The organism is Trueperaceae bacterium (assembly GCA_019454765.1).
In the GTDB taxonomy this organism is placed as follows: Bacteria; Deinococcota; Deinococci; order Deinococcales; family Trueperaceae; genus JAAYYF01.
Map to the genome: position 1 here is coordinate 1 of JACFNR010000031.1, position 19,968 is coordinate 19,968.

Below are 19,968 nucleotides of genomic sequence, written 5' to 3' on the forward strand. Positions count from 1 at the left end.
TGTCGTTCCACGATCTGCGGCACACGTTCGCTAGCATGATGATCGCCGCCGGTATGGACGCGCCGACGTTAGCGCGTGTACTAGGGCATTCCGACGCAGCGTTCACCATGCGGACGTACGTGCATTTCTTCGAACGCGCGAAGCGGAAGCCGATGCCGCGGATAGCCGCCTTAGTGCCGAGCTTCACAGAGATAGGGGGTCAAGATAGGGGGTCAAGCCCGGAACCTGACGCAAGCAAAGAAGAAGCCCGTTCAGAAACATCGTCCTGAACGGGGTTCTCGTTGGAGCCAATGGTCGGATTTGAACCGACGACCTGCCGATTACGAATCGGCTGCTCTACCGCTGAGCTACATTGGCGCGCGGCTGCGCGGCGTGCGCGGGCCGTAGACCGAGCGCCGCCCGCCCATTGCCGGGATGGCGGCGCCCGCGCGTGGTGGCCAGGGGCAGAATCGAACTGCCGACACTGCGATTTTCAGTCGCATGCTCTACCGACTGAGCTACCTGGCCAGGGCCTCGGCCGTGGGGGCGCGACTCGGTCGGTCGTGCCCCCGTCATAGGCTCGAGGGTCTTGGCGGAGCCGACGGGATTTGAACCCGCGACCTTCTGCGTGACAGGCAGATATGCTAACCGCTACACTACGGCTCCGCGCACCGCTCAGGTCCGGTCTCGCGCCGTCTTTGCACCACAGGGTGCCGTTCTGGTCGGCGTTCCCGGCCCTAGAGCGAAGCGTAGGATACCCGGCCGGCGCGCGGCGTGTCAACGCGAGACCGCCGGCCTCAGACCCCCTCGAGGTGCGCGTGGTCGTTGACGCGCGCCACCACCGCCCGGCCCGCCACGAAGCGCAGTTCAGTGATGGACGTGTTGGCGATCATGACGCGCGGGGCCGTCGGCCAGCCGGCCGGGTCGGTCTGACCGAACGCCAGGCGCAGGACGGCCTGGATGAAGCCGCCATGCGTGATGCAGGCCACGACCCCGTCGCCGCGCAGTCCGGCCAACCAGGCGCGGGCGCGCTCCAGCAGGTCGGGGTACGGCTCCGCTCCCGCGGGCCCCCCGCCCGCTCGCGCCGCGGTCAGCCCCCGCAGGCCCTCCAACTCGGCCGGGGTGAGCTCGCTGACGCGTCTACCCTCGAGGCTGCCTGCGGACTGCTCCCTCAGCCTCGGCTCCAGTTCGGGCTCGCGGCCCGGGAACGCCAGCCTGGCGGTCTCCACCGCCCGGCCGAGGTCCGACGAGAGCACGCGGTCGAACCTGGTCGTGGCGAGGCGCGCGCCGAGTCCGCGGGCCTGGCGCCGCCCCGACTCGCTCAGGGGGCTCTCGCTCTGGCCCTGGATCCGCCCCTCCAGGTTCCAGGTGGTCTCGCCGTGCCTGATGAGCCATAGCGTGCAGTCCGTCGCGGTGAGGTTCACGTGGTGCAGCCTATCGCGCCGCGGGGGGCGGGTCGGCCGGCCTCCCTTCCGTGATAGACTCTGTCCACGAGCGCAGTTCGCGGGGTGCATGGCACCGTCTCCTCGTCGCCCGGGCGGTCCGGGCGGGGCCAGGGGTCACCGTGAGCCGCGACTCGCAACCACCACCGGAGGATAGATGAGAAGAGTAGTACTGTTGGCCGCGCTCCTGCTTGTTCCCTGCCTTGCGGGCGCCCAGACCCTGATCTACGGCGCGTCGGGCTACCCGACGTCGCTGGACGCCGTCGACACCACCGACGGCAACTCGCTGGTGGTCAGCTCGCAGATCGGCGAGCGACTCATCGACTTCGCGCCCGGCTCGACCGACCTGGTGCCGGCCCTCGCGACCGCCTGGAGCTCTAACGCCGACGCCACGGAGTGGACGTTCGAGCTGCGCCAGGGCGTGAAGTTCCACGACGGCACGCCCTTCGACGCCGAGGCCGTCAAGTTCAACATCGACCGCCTGAACGTGGCCGACAACCCTTACGGGAACCGGGCCGAGGGCAAGACCTTCGTCATGTGGGACGACACCTTCGGCGGCACCATCGCGGGCGGCGGCAACCTGATAGCCGACGTCGAGGTGGTCGACCAGTACACCGTGCGCATGACGCTCACCCGGCCGGCGCCGTTCCTGCCCGCCCTGTGGGCCGCCGTCTACTTCCAGTTCGGTAGCCCCACCGCCATCAAGGCGGCGGGCGTCAACTACGGCACGCCCAACGCGGGCGCCGTCGGCACCGGCCCCTTCAAGTTCGTCGAGTGGATCGAGGGCGAGCGGGTGGTGCTCGAGCGCAACGACGATTACTGGGGTGGCCCGGCCGGCGTGGAGGGCATCGTCTTCCGCGGCATCCAGGAGCCCACGGCGCGCCTCGCCGAGTTGCAGGCGGGCACCATCGACGTGGCCGTCCTCCTCACCTCCGACGACTACGCCACGGTGAAGGCCGACCCCAACCTGACCGTGCAGGTCGCCGACTCCGAGCTGAACATCGGTTACGTTGCCATCCACCTCGACCACGCTCCGCTCGACAACGTGCTCGTGCGCCGCGCCATCATGCACGCGGTCGACCGCGACGCCATCGTCGACGCCTTCTACGAGGGCCTGGGCGTCACGGCGTCCGACCTCCTCCCGCCCGTCATGTTCGGTCACGGCGAGCCGTGGCCGTACGAGTACAACCCGGAGAAGGCCAAGGAGCTCCTGGCCGAGGCGGGCTTCCCGAACGGCTTCGACGTCGAGTTCTGGTACATGCCGGTCAGCCGGCCGTACTTCCCCGCCCCGCAGCCTATCGCCGAGACGATCGCCACCTACCTCGCCGACGTCGGCATCAACGCGCAACTGAAGACGGAGGACTGGACGACCTACGGCGCCGATTACCGCGCCGGCAAGTTCGCCATGTACATGATCGGCTGGAACGCCGACTACGCGGATCCAGACAACTTCCTCATGACGTTCTTCGGCCCGTCCGCCGTCGGGCGCAGCGGTTGGGACAACCCCGAGCTGCACGCCCTCCTGCTGGAGGCGCGCCAGATCGGCGACCCGGCCAAGCGCGCTCAGCTGTACGCGCAGGCGAACGACATCATCGCCGACCAGGCCATGGCCATGCCGGTGGCGCACAACCGCTCGCTGAGCGCCACGCGCGCCAACATCCACGGCTGGGTGTCGAGCCCGCTCGGCTTCAGCTCGGTGCCGCTCCACCCCATCACCAAGGAGTGACGCCCGGCGCGTGACGCCGATAGGGGGAGCGCCCGAGACCGGGCGCTCCCCCTTCCCTTACCCCGTGTGTGACCCGGGCGCGCGCCTGGGGCTCAGGCGATGTTGCGCGAAGCCGCCCCGGCGCCGACGCCTCCGATGAGTTCGCCGATGGCGCGCCTTATGGCCTTGGGGCCGTAGCCGAGCTCCTCGTGCTGCTTGGCCGGGTCGCCGTGCGGCACGATCACGTCGTGGATGCCGAGGCGCACGACGGGCAGGGCGCTGCCGAGATCGGAGAGGGCCTCCAAGACGGCGCTGCCGAGCCCACCCACCACCGTGTGGTCCTCCACCGTCACGAGGGCCTTGGCCGTGGTCGCTAGCCGCGCCAACAGCTTGGAGTCGAGGGGCTTCACGAAGCGGGCGTTGACGACCCCGACGCGCGGGTCGCCGGCGGCGGCCTCCAGGGCGTAGCCGACGGTGGGGCCCAGCCCCAGCACGTGGACCTCGCTGCCCTCCTTGACGACCTCCCAGGTGCCCCACTCGACCTCCGGCCACTCGGCCACGGGGAGGTCCGGGGCGGGCCTAACGGCGCCGCGCGGCCACCTGATGACCTTGGGGCCGCCCAAGCGCAACGCCGCCTTGAGCATGCCGCGCATCTCGAGGGCGTCGCGCGGCATGGCGACGCTCACGTTGGGCACGCTTCTAAGGTAGGCGATGTCGTAGACGCCCTGGTGGGTGGCGCCGTCGCCGCCCACCAGGCCGGCCCGGTCGACGGCGAACAGCACGTCGAGGCCCTCGAGCGCCACGTCGTGGACGACCTGGTCGAAGCCGCGCTGCAGGAAGGTCGAGTAGATGGCCACGACGGGCTTCTCGCCTCGCAGCGCGAGGCCGGCGCCGACAGTGACGGCCACGTCCTCGGCTATCCCCACGTCGAGGAAGCGGTCCGGGTGGACCTTGCTGTACTCGACGAGGCCGCTCCCCTCCCGCATGGCCGGCGTGATGACCCACACGCGGTCGTCGGCGCTGGCCAGCGCCGTGACGGCGTCGCCGAAGGCGCGCGCCCAGGTGCCGCCGCCCGCCTTGGCCACCGGGTGGTCGGGGTCGAAGGCCGAGGCGCCGTGCCAGGTGATGGGGTCGCTCTCCGCCACCTTGTAGCCCTTGCCCTTGCGCGTGACGATGTGCAGCATGGTGGGCCCGTCGAGCTCCCTTATCTTGGCGAGGTAGTAGAGGAGCTGCGGGATGTCGTGACCGTCGATGGGGCCGACGTAGCGCAGGCCCATGGCGTGGAACGGGTTGTTGCTGGCCGGGTCGAAGAAGCGCCTGGCCGCCTTCTTCGCGCGGCTGCCAAGCTCCGCCAGCGGCTCGGAGAAGCGCACGAGGCGGGCCTTGGCGCGGTCCTCCGCCCGTTGGAACCAGGGTTGGACCTGGAGGGTGCGCATGTAGTGGTTGATGCCGCCCACGTTCTCGCTGATCGACATCTCGTTGTCGTTGAGCACGATGAGCATGCGCGGCTTGAGGTGCCCGATCTGGTTGAGGGCCGCCAGCGCCATGCCGCCCGTGAGGGCGCCGTCGCCGATCACGGCCGCCACCTCGTGGTCTGCGCGGCGCGCGTCGCGCGCCAACGCCATGCCGAGCGCCGCCGCCAGGCTGGTGGACGCGTGGCCGACGGTGAGGGCGTCGTGCTCCGACTCACTGGTGGAGGTGAAGCCCGCGAGCCCCCCTGGCTGCCGGATGGAGCCGATGCGGTCCTTGCGGCCCGTGAGGATCTTGTGCCCGTAGGTCTGGTGGCCGACGTCCCACACGATGCGGTCGCGACGGGTGTCGTAGAGGTAGTGGAGCGCCACCGTCAGCTCGACGGCCCCCAGGCTGGAGGCGAGGTGCCCCCCGGCCAGCGAGCAGACGCGGATGATCTCGCTGCGGAGCTCCTCGGCGAGTTCCGGCAGCTCCCCCGGCTTGAGGCGCTTGAGGTCGGCGGGTTGGTCGATGCCGGCCAGCAGTCCCCGGGGTCCCTCGCCGTTCACGGCGCCTTCGCCTCCGGCAGGGTCACGTTCGTGCCGACGAGCACCTGGCCGCTGCGCAGCCGCACCTCGCCCAGGTGGGGCGCGAACCAGGTGGTCTGCGTGAGCTCCTCCGCGACGTTGCCGCTATCGTCCATCGTGCGGCTCGTGAAGTCGATCACGTAGACGTCGATGACGCCCGCCGGCACGGTGACCTGGCGCTTGTCGACCACGATGTAGGTGTAGTCGACCTTCATGTCGAGTTGCTGCTTGCCGTCCTGCGCGCTGATGTGCACGTTGGTGGTGCCCGTCCATAGGGCGCCGACCCGCAGCTCGCCCTGCGCGGGGTACTCGTGGAGGGGCGGGTCGAAGTCGTAACTGGTGCCGAGGCGTTCCTGCCGCTTGAGCCACACGCCGTCGCTTCGCACCTGACGGTAGCTCGTCTCGTCGAGGCCGCGCCCGCGCGCGTGCCACGCCGTCCAGACCTCGCCGCCCACGACGGTGGGGCCTAGGACCTGCACGCGCGTGGTCGGGTCGGTCAGGCGCGCCCCGTCCGGGAGGTACTCCCAGGTCGCGCCCGTCTGGTTGGGGTAGAAGGTGACCGCTTCGGTGAGCTGCTCGACGCCCACGCGCTTGCCGTCGTCGCTGGCGGGCGCGCAGGCGGCGAGCGCCACGATGAGCATGAGGAGCGTGGCGCCGAGCCGGGGAGTGGTGCGCATGCGGCGAGTGTACCGCGCCTCACGCGCCGACGTCGGTCCGGTACTGCGCTCCCGGGAAGTGCACCTCGGCCACGACCCCGTAGGCGAGGCGCCGCGCCGCGGCGACGCTCTCCGCCACCGCCACGACGCTGAGGACGCGCCCACCGGTGGTGAGGTACTCGCCGGGGGCGCCGCCGGGCACCATGCCTCCCGCGAAGAGGCTCACTCCGGCGGGGAGGGTGGTGGGCGGCCGCACCGGCACGCCCCGCCGCGGCGCCTCGGGGTAGCCGGGCGCGGCCATGACCACGCAGACGCTGGCGCCGCCGTGCCAGGCGACGTCCGCGCCCGCCAGGCGCCCCTCGGCCACGGCCAGGAGGAGCTCCGGCGCGTTGCCGGCGAGGAGGGGGAGCACGGCCTGCGCCTCGGGGTCGCCGAAGCGCACGTTGTACTCGAGCACCTTGGGCCCCTCGGGCGTGAGCATGAGGCCCAGGTACAGGACGCCGCGGTAGAGCATCCCCTCCGCCGCGATGCCGGCGAGGGTGGGCGCCACGATGGTGCGTTCGATGACGTCGCGCAACCCCGGGTCGGCGAGGGCCACGGGCGCCACGGCGCCCATGCCGCCCGTCATGGCGCCCCGGTCGCCGTCCTCCAGCCGCTTGTGGTCGCGGGCGAGGGGCAGGGCGACGTGGACGCCGTCCGACACCAGGAGCATGACGGTGAGCTCGGGGCCGGTGAGGCGCTCCTCGATGACCACCTCGGCGCCGTCCCGCCCGCCCTCGAACACGGCGCGCACGGCCGCCTCGGCCTCCTCGCGGCTCAGGGCGACGGTCACGCCCTTGCCCGCCGCCAGCCCGGAGTCCTTGACGACGACGGGAACGGGCGCCCTGGCCAGGTGGTCGAGCGCCGCCGCCTCGTCGTCGAACGCGGCGAACGCCGCCGTTGGCACGCCGTGGCGCCGCATGAACGCCTTGGCGTAGGCCTTCGAGCCCTCGAGCCGCGCCGCCAGGCGCGACGGGCCGAACACCGCCACCCCGTGCGCCCGCAGCTCATCCGCCAGGCCGGCCACGAGGGGCGCCTCCGGCCCGATCACGACCAGTCGCGGCGCCTGCGCCAGCACGGCGCGCGCCAGTGCCGCCACGCTCCCGCCCGGCGCGAGCGTGGGCGCGTGCGTCACCTCGGCGCCGCCGGCGCGTAGCGCCCAGGCCAGCGCCTGCTCGCGACCGCCCTCGCCGACCACGACGACCTTCGTCACGCCCGCCCTCCGTCCCACTCGCCGCGCAGCACGAGCCGCACGGCCTCCGGGTAGGCGACGTGCTCGGCCGCCAGCACCCGCGCCGCCAGGCTCGCGGCGTCGTCGCCCTCGACCACCTTCACGCGGCGCTGCAGGACGACGGGGCCGGTGTCGACCCCCTCGTCCACCATGTGGACCGTGCAGCCCGTCTCCGCCACGCCCGCCCGCAGCGCCTGGCCGTGCGCGTCGAGGCCGGGGAAGGCCGGCAGGAGGCTCGGGTGGACGTTGAGTAGCCGCCCGGTCCAGGCGGCGGTGAAGGCCGGCGACAGCAGGCGCATGAACCCGGCGAGGCACACGAGGTCGACCTCGGCCTCGCGCAGGAGCTCGCCGAGCGCGGCCTCGAAGGTGGCCCGGTCGGGCCACGCCACGTGATGCGCGGCCACGCCGGCGGCGCGGGCGCGCTCGAGCGCCTGGGCGCCGGCCTTGTTGCTCACCACGAGCACCACGCTCGCCAGCTCGTGTCCGGGCGGGAAGGCGGTCAGCAGCGCCTGGAGGTTGGAGCCGCGCCCCGACGCGAGGACCGCCAGGCGGGCGGGGCGACCGAGCGGGAAGCGCCCGGCGGTTGGCGCGGCGGTCGTCACCTCGGCGTCAACCGCTCCGGGTGGAGCTTGGCGAAGTAGCGCGTGACCCCGCCGACCGTCATGGCCGCGTCGGAGGTGACCTTGTAGCGCAGGCGGATGCCGGGCAGCACGCCAGCCTCCGCCAGCTCGGCGTCCTCCAGGCGCCTGACGCCCGCCACGAGGGCGGCCTCGTCCTCGCCCGCGTTCATGCCGGCCAGCACGTGCTCGCTCCACAGGCGGTTGCGGACCGGCACGAGCCGGAGGTGGCGCGCGGCCGCCTCCCGCCCCGTGACGGGCCCGAAGTGCGTGAGGACGAGCCGCTCGGGAGTCAGCGCCAGCATGCGCTCAACGCTCGCCTCCCACGCCTCCAGGTCGAGGTCCGGGGGCGGCAGGGCGGGCCGCAACAACTCGGCGCCGCCAAGCCGCACGCCGGCGCTGTCGCCGGTGAACAGGGTGCCGTCGTCGAGGAGGTAGCTGACGTGGTGGGAGGCGTGGCCGGGGGTGGCCACGACCCGCACGCGCAGGCCGCCGACGTCGAGGACCTCGCCGCCGCTCACCGCCCTGACGCGCTCGGCCGGCACGGGCAGCATGTGACCCCACAGCGTGGTGAGGGCGTCGCCGTAGACGCGGAGGGCGCTGGCCATCAGGCGCGCCGGGTCGATCACGTGCCTGGCACCCACCTCGTGGACGACGACCTCCGCCCCCGTCCCGGCCACGAGCGCGCCGGTGGCCCCGGCGTGATCCAGGTGGATGTGGGTCAGCAGCACGTAGCGCAGCTCGGCCGGGTCGAGACCGGCCTCGCGCAGGCCCGCCAGCACGGGGGCCCGCGTGCTGCCCGGTCCGCTCTCGACGAGGGCGAAGCCGCCCGTCGGGAGCGGCAGCGCGAACACGCCGATGGTGCCCGGGTTGCCGAGGTGACCCGTGTCGAGTTGCAGCACCCCGCCGCCGAGGTCGCGCACGCGGGGGTAATCTGGCGGCACGGTGTCTGGCGGGACCTCGCCCCGCCTTAGCGCCGCGCTATCCAGGTCCTGCAGCACGCTCACGCGCCGCGTTCGGCCGGCTCGCCCGGGCCGGCGGCCGCGGCCGCCACCTGGTTGGTCAGCGTGCCGATCCCCTCGACGGTCACCTCGACCGTGTCGCCCGGGTGGAGCCGGCCGACCCCCTCCGGGGTGCCGGTGAGGACCACGTCGCCCGGGCCCAGCGTCATGAAGGTGCTGATGTAGGCCAGCACCCGCGCCACGGGGAAGATCATGTCGGCGGTGGTGCCCGCCTGCTTGACGACGCCGTTCACCTTCGTCGTCAGCCGCAGGTTGGCGGGGTCCAGGTCGGTCTCGAGCCACGGCCCGACCGGGCAGAAGCCGTCGGCCGACTTGCCCCGGACCCACTGCAGGTCGGAGCGTTGCTTGTCGCGGGCCGTCACGTCGAGAGCGCAGGTGTAGCCAAGCACGTACTCGAGGGCGTCGGCCTCGCTCACGTCCCGCATCTCGCGCGATATCACGACCGCCAGCTCGCCCTCGTACTGCAGGTCGCTCGTCCAGCTCGGGTAGGGCACGTCGTCGCCGGCGCCGCTCAGGGCGTTGAGGCCCTTGAGGAACAGGCCAGGTTCCTGCGGCAGGCCGCTGCGGTCGTTGCCCATCTCGCGGATGTGTTCGGCGTAGTTGCGGCCCACGCAGACGATGACGTTCGGGTCGCAGGGGGGCAGAAGCGAGACGTCCGAGAGGGGGACCCTGTGGCCGCTGGGGCCGCCGAGCATGCCGGTCAGCTGGTGGATCATGCCGCCCTCGAGCTCGCCCCAGTGGACGCCGTCGAAGCTCCGGTACCTAACGCGCTGCATCGTGGTCACGCCTCCTTGGCGGTCAGCCTATCCGTCAGCCTATCCGCTATGTCGTCCCATTCGGCCATGAGCCGCCCCAGCTCGGCGTCGAGGTCGGCGTGGCGCGCGCCGAGGGCCGCCAGCATCTCGCCCTGGCCGGGCGGGGGCCCGGGCTCCTCGGCCAGGCTCACGCCGAGCTCCAGCAGCTGCCCGGGCGCGAGGTCGGCGGGGCGCCCCAGCAGGTCCGCGACCGCGGCCAGCCTCTCCTCCACCGCCGCCACCTCCCCCTCCAGCTCGGCCAGGCGCCGCTCGAGCCGCCACCGCGACGGGGCGCCGCCTCCCGCCGGCTCGGCGCGGCGCGGGGGCTCGGCGAGGCGCTCCTCGTCGGCGGCGACCCGCGCGGCGGCGGCGCGGCCGCGCATGCGCAGGTAGTAGTCCCAGTCGCCGCGGTGGTCGGTGAAGCGACCGTCAGCCACCTCCCAGACGCGCGTGGCGAGCTTGGCGAGGAAGCGCCTGTCGTGCGACACGAGCAGCAGCGTGCCCTCGTACGCCGCGAGGGCGGCCTCGAGCGCCTCGATCATCTCGACGTCCAGGTGGTTGGTGGGTTCGTCGAGGACGAGCAGGTTGCAGCGCGCGAGCGTGAGTTCCAGGAGCGCCAGCCGCGCCCGCTCCCCGCCAGACAGGTCGGAGACGCGCTTGAACTGCGCCTCGTACGGGAACAGGAAGCGCCCGAGGGCGTTATGCGCCTCGGCGTCGCCCATGCGGCGCAGCAGCTCCTCGAACAGGGTGGCGTCGCCGTCGACGCTCCTCAGCTCCTGGTCGTAGTACCCGAGCCGCACGCGCGCGCCGGTCCTCACGGCACCGAGCGGGTGGTCCGAGGTCAGCTCGCCGAGGAGGAGACGGAGCAGGGTAGTCTTGCCCGCCCCGTTGGGCCCCACCAGCGCGACGCGCTCCCCCTGGCGCAGCTCGAGCGTGAGGTCATCGAAGAGGCGCCTCCCCCCGAAGCCCTTGCTCAGGTGTTCGGCGGTGAGGACGATGGCGCCGCTCGGGTCGGAGTCGAAGGTGAAGCGCGTGGTGCGTTCCGGGGAGGCGAGCTCGTCCACCATGGCGTCCTCGTAGCGGTCCGCGCGTCGCTCCATGGCCTTGGCGCGGCGGTGCAGCTTGGCGCTCTGCCCGGCCCAGCGCTTCATCTGCGCGGCGGCGGCGTCGAGCCGCTGGAGCTCGCGCTCCTGGTTGGCGCGCGTGAGGGCCTGGATCCGTTCCGCCTCGGCGCGCGCCGCCCGGTAGGCGCTCGGGTTGCCCGGGCCGAGGCGGAGCTCGCCCCTGCTCACCTCGGCGGTGCGCGAGCAGGCGCCGTCGAGGAAGGCGCGGTCGTGCGAGACGACGAGGGCCGCGCCGGGGTAGCGCGACAGGTGGCCCTCCAGCCAGGTGCGCATCTCGATGTCCAGGTGGTTGGTGGGCTCGTCGAGGAGGAGCACGTCGGGTTGCGCCATGAGGAGGCGGGCGAGGCCGAGGCGCGTGCGTTCGCCGCCCGACAGGCGCGCGACGCTCTCGTCGTGGCGGCCGGCGAAGCCGAGGGCGGTGAGGACGGCGTCGCGGCGCGCGCGCCGAGCGTAGCCGCCGCGTCGTTCGAAGGTGGCGTGCACGGTCTCCCAGCGGTGGTAGACGTCCGGGTCGTCGAGCCCGGCGGCCTCGAGGGCGCGTAGTCGCTCCTCGAGCTCGTCAAGCTCGGCGAAGGCGCGCTCCGAGACGCTAACGACCGTCTCGGCCGCGTCGAAGCGCGGGTCCTGGTCGAGGAGCGCGAGGCGCACGTCGGCGCCGTGGAAGACGGTGCCGCGGTCGGGCTCCTCGCTGCGCATGAGGAGGCGCAGGAGCGTCGACTTGCCCGAGCCGTTGCGGCCGACGAGCGCCACGCGCTCGCCGTCACGCAGTTCGAGGGTGGCGGCGGCGAGCACGACCTGCTCGCCGTAGGCCTTCTCGACGGATTGGAGCGCGGCCAGGAGCATGCGGTAGGTAGTCTACCGCCCTTCCCGGCCGCGCTCGTACCGCGGCGCCGCGGCGCAGTTCAGCCGTAGCGGATGTTGGCTTCGCTCTCCATGTCGAAGGCGTGCAGGGCGCTGAGGCGCGCCAGGAACTCGATCTTGTCGCCGGGCCGCACGTGGGCGTGCGGGTCGACGCGCGCCACGATGCTCTGATCGCCGCCCACGGAGGCGATCACGTGCGTCTCGGCGCCGAGGGGCTCGACCACGTCGACGACGGCCTGGATGACGTTGTCGCCTTCCGGGATGTCGGAGTAGCCCTTGAGGTCGATGGCCTCGGGGCGGATGCCCACGTACACCTTCTTGCCGTTGTGGGACGCGAGCTTGGCGGCCAGCTCGGCGTCGGGCTTGAGGTCGAACTGGGGGCTCTTGAGGCGCCCGTCCTGGACGGTGCCGACCATGAAGTTCATGGCGGGCGAACCGATGAAGCCCGCGACGAACTTGTTGACGGGCTTGTCGTAGAGGTTGATGGGGCTGTCGACCTGCTGGATGAAGCCGTCCTTCATGACGACGATGCGCGTGCCCATCGTCATGGCCTCCACCTGGTCGTGGGTGACGTAGACGGTGGTGACGCCCAGGCGCTGGTGCAGCTTGGTGATGCTGGCGCGCATCTCGACGCGCAGCTTGGCGTCGAGGTTGGAGAGCGGCTCGTCCATCAGGAAGACCTTGGGTTCGCGCACGATGGCGCGGCCGAGGGCCACGCGCTGGCGCTGGCCGCCCGACAGCTCGCGGGGGCGGCGCTCGAGCAGGTGCTCGATCTGGAGGATGCCGGCGGCCTCGCGGACGCGCTTGTCGATCTCTGGCTTGGGCGTGTGGCGGAGGCGCAACCCGAACGACATGTTCTGGTACACGTTCATGTGCGGGTAGAGCGCGTAGTTCTGGAACACCATCGCGATGTCGCGGTCCTTGGGCGGCACGTCGTTGACGATGCGGTCGCCGATGCGGCAGGTGCCCTCGGTGATCTCCTCGAGCCCGGCGATCATGCGCAGCGTGGTGGTCTTGCCGCAGCCGGAGGGTCCGACGAACACCATGAACTCCTCGTCGGCGATATGCAGGTTGAAGTCGCTAACGGCGGTGACGTTGCCGAACCGCTTGTAGACGTGCTCGAGTACTACCTCTGCCACTGTTAAGGCCCTCCTAGCCCAAGGGTAAGGGTCGTCAGACTGGGGCGAGGATAGCACGGTGGTGCTTCCGTCACGTTGCCTGCGGCCGTCGCCGCCGCGGCGCGTGGCCCCGCCGAGTGGCCGTGACGAGGCTCGCCGCCCGGGGGCGGACCCCGCGGGCGGCGAGCGGCTTGGTGGAGGCGGCGGGAGTCGAACCCGCGTCCGGAACCTCCTACGGTGGGCGTCTACGCGTGTAGCCGTCGATCGGTTGTCGGCGCGCGGCTGGCTCGTCGGCCGGCGCTGCCGCGCGCTTAGGCGTCATAGTTCTCGCCGCTTCGGTCAACGCCCGAACCTCGCGGCCAGCCCACTTCAGGACGTTCGCACCGGCGAGCCATGGGCGGGGCTTCCGGGGAACGCTAACTGCGGTTAAGCAGCCAGAGCGTAGTTATTGTTGCCAGTTGATGGCGTGGCAGCTTGTTGACGCGGCCAGCTGCCTCCGCGACGCGCAACCTCACCTTCGGCAGACCCCGTCGAGACCGTGTCGCCCCCTCGGTGACGTCCTCGCCGTTCGCGGGCGCCCTAGCCCGCTGCGGCGCTTGCTCGTGGCCGACGCTACGCCCGCCGACCACGCCGCATTATACTGCCTCATGCCTCATGCAGTCCGTATGCGGGGGATCACCAAGACCTTCCCGCTGGTGGTCGCCAACCAGGACGTCGACCTCACCGTCGACTGGGGCGAGGTTCACGCCCTCATCGGTGAGAACGGCGCCGGCAAGAGCACCCTCATGAAGATCCTCTACGGCATCCAGCCGGCCGACAGCGGCACCACCGAGGTCGACGGCCACGAGGTCGCGATCCGCTCCGCACGCGACGCCATCGCGCGCGGCATCGGCATGGTGCACCAGCACTTCATGCTGGTGGAACCCCTGACGGTGACGGAGAACATCGTGTTGGGAGCGGAGCCGCGCCTTGGGCCGGCGCTGGACATGCGGGCCGCCACGCGCCGCACCGAGGCGCTCATCGAGGAGTTCGGTTTCGACATCGAGGCCGACACGCGCATCGAGGACCTGCCCGTCGGCCTGCAGCAGCAGGTCGAGATCCTCAAGGCCCTCTACCGCCAGGCGCGCATCCTCATCCTCGACGAGCCGACGGCGGTGCTCACCCCGCAGGAGACCCGCGGCCTGTTCCGCTTCCTGCGCGACTTCGCCGCCAAGGGCAACGCCACCATCTTCATCAGCCACAAGCTCGACGAGGTCATGGAGATCTGCGACCGCATGAGCGTGATGCGCGACGGCCGCATGGTGGGCACGGTCGCTCGCGCGCACACGGACCAGCGCCGCCTGGCCAACATGATGGTGGGCCGCGACGTGCTGCTGCGCGTGCAGAAGAAGCCGGCCGAGCCGGGCGCGGTGGCGCTGGAGGTCCGCAACCTGGTCCTCAAGCACCCGGTGAAGCCGCGCAACGTCCTCGACGAGGTGAGCTTCCAGGTGCGCCGCGGCGAGATCCTCGGCGTGGCGGGCGTGGAGGGGAACGGCCAGTCGGAGCTGGTCGAGGTCATCACGGGCCTGCGCCGCGCCGACTCGGGCGCGGTGTTGGTGGAGACGACAGCGGACGCCCACCTGACGGACATCACCGAGCACGACGTGAGGCAGCGTCACGAGGAGGGCCTGAGCCACGTGCCGGAGGACCGCAACGGCCGCGGCCTGGTGACGGAGTTCTCGGCCGCGCTCAACTCGGTACTGGGCGATCACTACCGCCCGCCCTACACGGGCCCGTTCGGGCTCCTGCAGGAGGACGCCATCGTCACGCACGCGCGCCGCCTCATCAAGGACTACGACGTGCGGCCGACCGACCCGGAGATCACCGTGAGCCACTACTCCGGCGGCAACGCCCAGAAGCTGATCGTGGCGCGCGAGCTCGAGCGCGGCCCGAGCGTCCTGGTGATGGCGCAGCCAACGCGCGGCGTCGACATCGGCGCCATCGAGTTCATCCACCGCCGCATCGTGGCGGCGCGCGATTCCGGCCTGCCGGTGCTGCTCGTCTCCGCCGACCTGAACGAGGTCATGAGCCTCTCGGACCGGATCATCGTGATGTACGAGGGGCGCGTGATGGGCGAGCTGACGGCCGACGCGGCCACGCCCGAGCGCCTGGGCCTGCTGATGGCCGGTTCCGTCGAGCAGCCCAGCGCGTGAGGCGGGGCGGTCCGGCCTAGCGCCCAGGCCGCCCCGCGGCGCGAGGTCAGTCGTCGGCCAGGAAGCGCCTGAGCTGGACCGCCACCTGCGGGTACTCGATGAGGAAGGCGTCGTGCCCGTGGGGCGAGGAGATGGTGGCGTAGCGGGCGTTGGGCAGCCGCTCCACCAGGGCCTTGGCCTCCGCCGCCGGGTAGAGGACGTCGGAGTCGATCCCCATCACGAGCGCCGGCATGGTCATGGCGCCGAGCACGGCGGTGGGGCTGCCGCGCCCCTCGGCGACGTCGTAGTCGTCCATGGCGCGGGTGAGGCTCAGGTAGGTGTTGGCGTCGAAGCGCTTCACGAGCTTCACGCCCTGGTACGCGAGGTAGGAGGCTATCTGGAACGACGCCTCCAGCGCGTCGTTGGCGCCGCGCACGTGCCCGTCGACGCGCTCGCGGCCGAACTTCTGCTCGAGCGAGTCGTACGACCGGTAGGTGAGCATGGCGATGGCGCGCGCCAGGCCGAGGCCCGTCTCGGGTTGCCGCTCCAGCGGGTAGCGGCCCCCCTGCCAGGCGGGGTCGGAGGTGATGGCGCGGCGCGCCACCTCGTTGAGGCCGATGGCCCAGGCCGAGTGCCGCGCCCCGATGGCGATGGGCACGATGCCCCTCACCATCTCCGGGTGGGTGGCGGCCCACTCGAGCACCTGCATGCCGCCCATGCTGCCGCCGATCACGGCCCTGAGGCTCTTGACGCCAAGCTCGGTGAGTAGGCGGTGCTGGACGGCGACCATGTCGCGCACCGTGTAGCTCGGGAAGTCGGGGCCGTAGGGGTGGCCGGTGGCGGGGTCGAGGCTGCTGGGGCCGGTGGTGCCGTAGCAGCCGCCGAGGACGTTGCTGCACACGACGAAGTAGCGGTTGGTGTCGATGGGCTTGCCGGGGCCGATGAGGGGGTCCCACCAGCCGGGGACCTCCTCGCGGTCGGCCACCCCGGCGGCGTGAGCGGAGCCCGTCAGCGCGTGCGCCACCAGGACGGCGTTGGTGCCGGCCGCGTTCAGCTCGCCGTACGTCTCGTAGGCGACGGCGACTCGCGCAAGGCGGCCGCCGCGCTGGAGCTCGAGCGGGCGTTGGGGGGTCGCCACGTCGAGGACGTGTTGGCTCACCTGCCCGACGCTCCCCTGCCGGCCCGCGCTGTCGCGGGCCAGCAGGGCGGCGTGGTCGCCCCACGTCTCGTGGACTAGGACGCGGCTGTCCTGGCTCAAGGCGTTCCCGCCGGGCCGGGGCTCAGTCGGCCGCGGCGGCCGAGGGCTGGTACGCGCGGGCGGCGGCCAGGGCCTGGGAGAAGTCCTCGATGAGGTCATCGATGTGCTCCAGTCCGGGGGTCACGCGGATGCGTCCGGTGGCGACGCCCGCCTCGATGAGGCCGGCCTCGTCGAGCTGGGAGTGGGTGGTGCTGGCGGGGTGCGTGACGGAGGTCTTGGCGTCGCCAAGGTTGACGAGGCGCGAGGCGAGCTTGACCGCGTCGATGAACGCCTGGCCCGCCTTGAGGCCGCCCTTGATGTCGAAGGTGAAGAAGGCGCCGGCGCCCTTCGGGAAGTTGGCGCGGGCGTACTCGTAGCTGGGGTGGCCTGGGAGCTCGGGGTAGTTGACGCTCTCGACCTCGGGCTGTTGCGAGAACCACTCCACCAGCTTGCGGGTGTTCTCGACGTGACGGTCGGCGCGCAGGCTGAGCGTCTCGAGGCCCTGGAGGAACAGGAACGAGTTCTGGGGGGCGAGCGTCTGGCCCTGGTCGCGCAGGCCCTCGACGCGGGCGCGGATGGCGAAGGCGATGTTGCCGAAGGGCGAGCCCTTGCCGAACACCTCGGAGAAGACGAGGCCGTGGTAGCTGGGGCTCGGTTCGGAGAAGCCTGGGTAGCGGCCGTTGCCCCAGTCGAAGGAGCCGATGTCGACGATCACGCCGCCGAGCGCGGTGCCGTGGCCGTTTATCCACTTGGTGGCGGAGTGGACCACGATGTCGGCGCCGTGGTCGCCGGGCCTGAAGAGGTAGCCGCCTATGCCGGAGGTGTTGTCGACGATCACGGCCACGCCGCGCTCGTGGGCCACGTCGGCGATGGCCCTCACGTTCGGGAGGTGCAGGCTGGGGTTGGGGACGGTCTCGATGTAGACGGCCTTGGTCTTGTCGTCGATCAGGCGCGCGAACTCGGCGGGGTCGTCGGAGCCGCTCACGAAGCGCCCCTCGATCCCGAGGCGCGGGAGGGTGACGCTCAGCATGTTGTGCGTGCCGCCGTAGACGTTGGGCGAGGCCACGATGTTGTCGCCCGCCTCGGCCACCATGGTGAAGGCGAGGAACTCGGCGGCGTGCCCGCTGGCGGTGGAGACGGCGGCGAGGCCGCCCTCGAGGGCGGCGATGCGGCGCTCGAAGACGTCGTTGGTGGGGTTCATGATGCGCGTGTAGATGTTGCCGAACTCCTCCAGGCGGAAGAGGCGACCGGCGTGTTCGGCGCTATCGAAGTTGTAGGCGGTGGTCTGGTAGATGGGGACGGCGCGCGACTTGGTGGTCGCCTCGACGGTCTCCTGGCCGGCGTGGATTTGTAGCGTCTCGAAGCGGTATGCCATCTTGGGTCTCTCCTGGTATCGGAAGGATGCTAGTGCGGTCGCGCACGAGCGCGCACGCTAGTGCGTCAACGCACATGGTGGTCGGGCGATGAGCAGCCGCTGCGTCCGCTCGCCGCCGGCGAGGGCGCGGGGTGCGGCTTCGCGGCCAGGGCCGCCTAGGACATTCGTTGCGTGAAGGGGTCGCTCCACAGGCGCCGCGAGCGGCGCGCGTCAGGTTCGGTGTTCGTCATGCCGGCCCTCCTCCGGCCCCTTCGGGTGGCGGCGGCGCCGGAGATCGTCTCGTGCGCGCCCGGCCGCGGCCCTCGTGGCCATGTTGCGAGGCTCTTCGCCCCTATCTTCCCGGCGGCTCACCATCGTGGCTGCGCCTCCGGCTGGAGTTAGCACCCGCCTGAATGAAGGCTGGTTGCTGCGGCGTCTAGGGGCCAGGTCCCTCGGCCGCTCTCGATAAGGCCACGCGGTCCGCGCGAGGCGCGCTCGCCGGTGGCGGCACCGTCCGCGAGAACGCGAACGATTGGGCAGTTAAACACACGGAGCGTCGGCCGTGCAAGCACACGGCCGACGCTCATGCCGCTGGCCGCCCCCGCCCCGCCGGCGGCGGCGCCTCGGGCGTCACCTGACCGACGACACCCAACCGACCTGCGGCGGGAACTCCCTCACGGTCGCGATCTTCCCCACCACGCCGCCGTCCACGACGTCGAAGGTGTAGGCGAGGCGGCTCCAGCCGGCGCCCGCCCTCACGTCGTACTCGACGTTCACCCCGTCTGGGCTCACGCAGCTCCCCTGGAGGGTCAAGCCGCGCTCGACGTACAGGTAGTAGCCGAGGGCGTCGCCGGGAAGCAGGTCGCGCTTGTCGGCCGCCAGGCGCGCCAGGAACTCGGGCGAGCTGGCGAGCACCGCCGTGACGGGCGTGGCCGTCAGGTCGAACGCCATGAGGGTGTTGACGAACACGTGCGTGGTGCCAGCCGGCTGCACCGTGAGGCCCTGCCCGCCCGACTGGCAGATGTTCTTGGCCTCCACCGGGTGGAGCACGTCGCCGTGCACCGCGCGGGGGAGCTCGAAGGCGAAGTCGCCGGCCGCGGTCACCTCGCCGAAGGCGATGACCCCGGTGGGGCTCATGTCGAAGTAGCCCGCCCACGCCACGACGGTGCCGCTCTTCTCCGTCGGGTTCGTCATGTTGCCGCTCAGCACCACGGGGCGCTGGGCCAACGCCACGCCGAGGAGGCAGACCGCCGCCACCGCCGACCACCTGCCGCACGCCATGCTCCTGTTCACGCTTCTCCTCCCGGCGCAGCGCCATTCGCGGCCTGCGTCGTCCAAGTATAGGGAGGGGCGCCTCGCACCCACCGGGGCATAGGTCCTATGCTTGACGCCTATGCTGACCGCCGCGGCGCAAGGCCCCACCCACCCCATGTTGGACCTGAAGAGCGAGGTGGCCGAGCTCTGGGACGAGCTCGCGCCCGCGTTGGAACGCGTCGTCAGGAGCGGCGTCTTCGTGGGCGGCGAGGAGGTGGAGGGCTTCGAGGCGGAGGCCGCCGCCTACCTCGGCGTCCGGCACGCCGTGGGCCTCAACTCGGGCACCGACGCGCTCATCCTCGGCCTCGAGGCGCTCGGGGTCGGCCCAGGCGACGAGGTGATCACCACCCCGTTCAGCTTCTTCGCGACCAGCGAGGCGGTGCTGCGCGTGGGCGCCACGCCCGTCTTCGTCGACATCGACCCCGCCACGCTCAACCTCGACCCCGCCCTCCTCGAGGCCGCCGTCACGCCGCGCAGCAAGGCCGTGCTGCCCGTCCACGTCTTCGGACTAGCGGCCGACATGACGAGCGTCATGGCCACGGCGGCGCGACACGGCCTCGCCGTGTTGGAGGACTGCGCGCAGGCGTTCGGGGGCGAGCACGCCGGTCGGCGGGTGGGGAGCTTCGGCGCGGCCGGGGCGTTCAGCTTCTACCCAACCAAGAACCTCGGCGCCTACGGCGACGGGGGGATGATCGTCACGAACGACGCCGCCGCCGCGGCGCGGCTGCGCGGCCTCCGCAACCACGGCTCGCGCCCGACCGACAAGTACCTGCACGACGGCCTGGGGCACAACTCGCGGCTCGACGCGGTGCAGGCCGCGGTGCTGCGCGTCAAGCTGCCACGGCTCGACGCCTGGGACGCCCGGCGCCGCGAGCGCGCCGCCGCCTACCGGGCGGCCCTTGCCGGGCTGCCGGCCGGCGAGGACGGGCTCACCCTCCCGCCCGACGTGCCGGAGCACCGCTACCACCAGTTCACGCTCCGCCTGCCGCCGCAGCGGCGCCAGGCGTTCGAGGCCGGCCTCCGCGAGCGCGGCGTGGCGTTCAGCCGCTTCTACCCCACCCCGCTCACGCGCCAGCCAGTCGGCGCCGATTTCGGGTCGGCACCTATGGCAGAGCGTGCCTGCGAGCGGGTGGTGTCGGTGCCTATCCACCCCTGGCTGCCCGACGAGGTCATCGCCCTGGTGGCGGCGGCGGCCGGCGCCGCCCTGAAGGGGCCGCCCTGAAGGCGCCGTCCTGAGGGGCGCGCCCTGATGGGAGCGCGCCCCTCGG

16 protein-coding genes, 3 tRNA genes, 1 other RNA gene and 1 riboswitch are annotated in these 19,968 nt (G+C 71.9%); of the genes, 4 read left to right on the forward strand and 16 right to left on the reverse strand.

What is annotated here, in order from left to right:
- Window positions 1-269: tyrosine-type recombinase/integrase (locus tag H3C53_09195; GenBank protein ID MBW7916842.1), on the forward strand; the 269-nt coding region annotated here is incomplete at its 5' end.
- 13 nt (window positions 270-282) lie between these two features.
- Here the strand turns inward: H3C53_09195 and H3C53_09200 are convergent.
- From H3C53_09200 to H3C53_09215, 4 genes are all read right to left on the reverse strand, one after another.
- A tRNA-Thr gene (locus tag H3C53_09200) sits at window positions 283-357 on the reverse strand.
- Window positions 358-431: 74 nt separating this feature from the next.
- Window positions 432-507: transfer RNA gene (locus tag H3C53_09205), tRNA-Phe, on the reverse strand.
- Window positions 508-569: 62 nt separating this feature from the next.
- A tRNA-Asp gene (locus H3C53_09210) sits at window positions 570-645 on the reverse strand.
- 131 nt (window positions 646-776) lie between these two features.
- The gene (locus H3C53_09215; protein ID MBW7916843.1) at window positions 777-1,403 is read right to left on the reverse strand and encodes a histidine phosphatase family protein; all 627 of its coding nucleotides are present in this window, start codon (window positions 1,401-1,403) and stop codon (window positions 777-779) included.
- Window positions 1,404-1,578: 175 nt separating this feature from the next.
- Here H3C53_09215 and H3C53_09220 point away from each other — a divergent pair, with 175 nt between their 5' ends.
- Entirely contained in the window at window positions 1,579-3,147 is a 1,569-nt protein-coding gene (locus H3C53_09220) for an ABC transporter substrate-binding protein (protein ID MBW7916844.1), read from the forward strand.
- A gap of 92 nt (window positions 3,148-3,239) precedes the next feature.
- Here H3C53_09220 and H3C53_09225 read toward each other — a convergent pair whose 3' ends face one another.
- The 9 genes from H3C53_09225 to ssrA form a co-directional block, all read right to left on the reverse strand.
- Entirely contained in the window at window positions 3,240-5,120 is a 1,881-nt protein-coding gene (locus H3C53_09225) for a 1-deoxy-D-xylulose-5-phosphate synthase (protein MBW7916845.1), read from the reverse strand.
- Window positions 5,121-5,140: 20 nt separating this feature from the next.
- Entirely contained in the window at window positions 5,141-5,839 is a 699-nt protein-coding gene (locus tag H3C53_09230; protein MBW7916846.1) for a hypothetical protein, read from the reverse strand.
- A 19-nt stretch (window positions 5,840-5,858) separates the two neighbouring features.
- The gene (gene purD, locus H3C53_09235; protein MBW7916847.1) at window positions 5,859-7,070 is read right to left on the reverse strand and encodes a phosphoribosylamine--glycine ligase; all 1,212 of its coding nucleotides are present in this window, start codon (window positions 7,068-7,070) and stop codon (window positions 5,859-5,861) included.
- Window positions 7,067-7,690 (reverse strand): phosphoribosylglycinamide formyltransferase, encoded by a 624-nt coding sequence (locus H3C53_09240; protein ID MBW7916848.1) that lies wholly within the window; start codon window positions 7,688-7,690, stop codon window positions 7,067-7,069. Before H3C53_09240 ends, purD begins: the two co-directional genes overlap by 4 nt.
- Entirely contained in the window at window positions 7,687-8,712 is a 1,026-nt protein-coding gene (locus H3C53_09245) for an MBL fold metallo-hydrolase (protein ID MBW7916849.1), read from the reverse strand. Before H3C53_09245 ends, H3C53_09240 begins: the two co-directional genes overlap by 4 nt.
- Entirely contained in the window at window positions 8,709-9,503 is a 795-nt protein-coding gene (locus tag H3C53_09250) for a fumarylacetoacetate hydrolase family protein (GenBank protein ID MBW7916850.1), read from the reverse strand. Before H3C53_09250 ends, H3C53_09245 begins: the two co-directional genes overlap by 4 nt.
- A gap of 5 nt (window positions 9,504-9,508) precedes the next feature.
- Window positions 9,509-11,488 carry an ABC-F family ATP-binding cassette domain-containing protein gene (locus H3C53_09255; protein ID MBW7916851.1) on the reverse strand — a complete coding sequence of 660 codons (1,980 nt, stop codon included), beginning with the start codon at window positions 11,486-11,488 and terminating at the stop codon, window positions 9,509-9,511.
- Window positions 11,489-11,547: 59 nt separating this feature from the next.
- Window positions 11,548-12,645: a sn-glycerol-3-phosphate ABC transporter ATP-binding protein UgpC gene (ugpC, locus tag H3C53_09260; GenBank protein MBW7916852.1), complete on the reverse strand. Its 1,098-nt coding sequence runs from the start codon at window positions 12,643-12,645 to the stop codon at window positions 11,548-11,550.
- A gap of 171 nt (window positions 12,646-12,816) precedes the next feature.
- Window positions 12,817-13,173, reverse strand: a transfer-messenger RNA (tmRNA) gene (ssrA, locus tag H3C53_09265).
- 98 nt (window positions 13,174-13,271) lie between these two features.
- Between ssrA and H3C53_09270 the strand changes: the two genes are divergently transcribed.
- Window positions 13,272-14,816 (forward strand): ABC transporter ATP-binding protein, encoded by a 1,545-nt coding sequence (locus tag H3C53_09270; GenBank protein MBW7916853.1) that lies wholly within the window; start codon window positions 13,272-13,274, stop codon window positions 14,814-14,816.
- A 46-nt stretch (window positions 14,817-14,862) separates the two neighbouring features.
- Here H3C53_09270 and H3C53_09275 read toward each other — a convergent pair whose 3' ends face one another.
- The 3 genes from H3C53_09275 to H3C53_09285 all read right to left on the reverse strand — a co-directional run bounded on the left by H3C53_09275 (window position 14,863) and on the right by H3C53_09285 (window position 18,679).
- Window positions 14,863-16,152: a homoserine O-acetyltransferase gene (locus H3C53_09275; protein MBW7916854.1), complete on the reverse strand. Its 1,290-nt coding sequence runs from the start codon at window positions 16,150-16,152 to the stop codon at window positions 14,863-14,865.
- Window positions 16,076-17,407 (reverse strand): aminotransferase class V-fold PLP-dependent enzyme, encoded by a 1,332-nt coding sequence (locus H3C53_09280; GenBank protein ID MBW7916855.1) that lies wholly within the window; start codon window positions 17,405-17,407, stop codon window positions 16,076-16,078. The genes H3C53_09275 and H3C53_09280 overlap by 77 nt, the downstream gene beginning before the upstream one ends.
- Before the next feature lie 328 nt (window positions 17,408-17,735).
- Window positions 17,736-17,858, reverse strand: a riboswitch (SAM riboswitch).
- A 158-nt stretch (window positions 17,859-18,016) separates the two neighbouring features.
- Window positions 18,017-18,679, reverse strand: a complete 663-nt coding sequence (locus H3C53_09285) for a hypothetical protein (protein MBW7916856.1) — start codon at window positions 18,677-18,679, stop codon at window positions 18,017-18,019.
- 100 nt (window positions 18,680-18,779) lie between these two features.
- Between H3C53_09285 and H3C53_09290 the strand changes: the two genes are divergently transcribed.
- The gene (locus tag H3C53_09290) at window positions 18,780-19,922 is read left to right on the forward strand and encodes a DegT/DnrJ/EryC1/StrS family aminotransferase (protein MBW7916857.1); all 1,143 of its coding nucleotides are present in this window, start codon (window positions 18,780-18,782) and stop codon (window positions 19,920-19,922) included.
- Window positions 19,923-19,968: the final 46 nt, after the last annotated feature.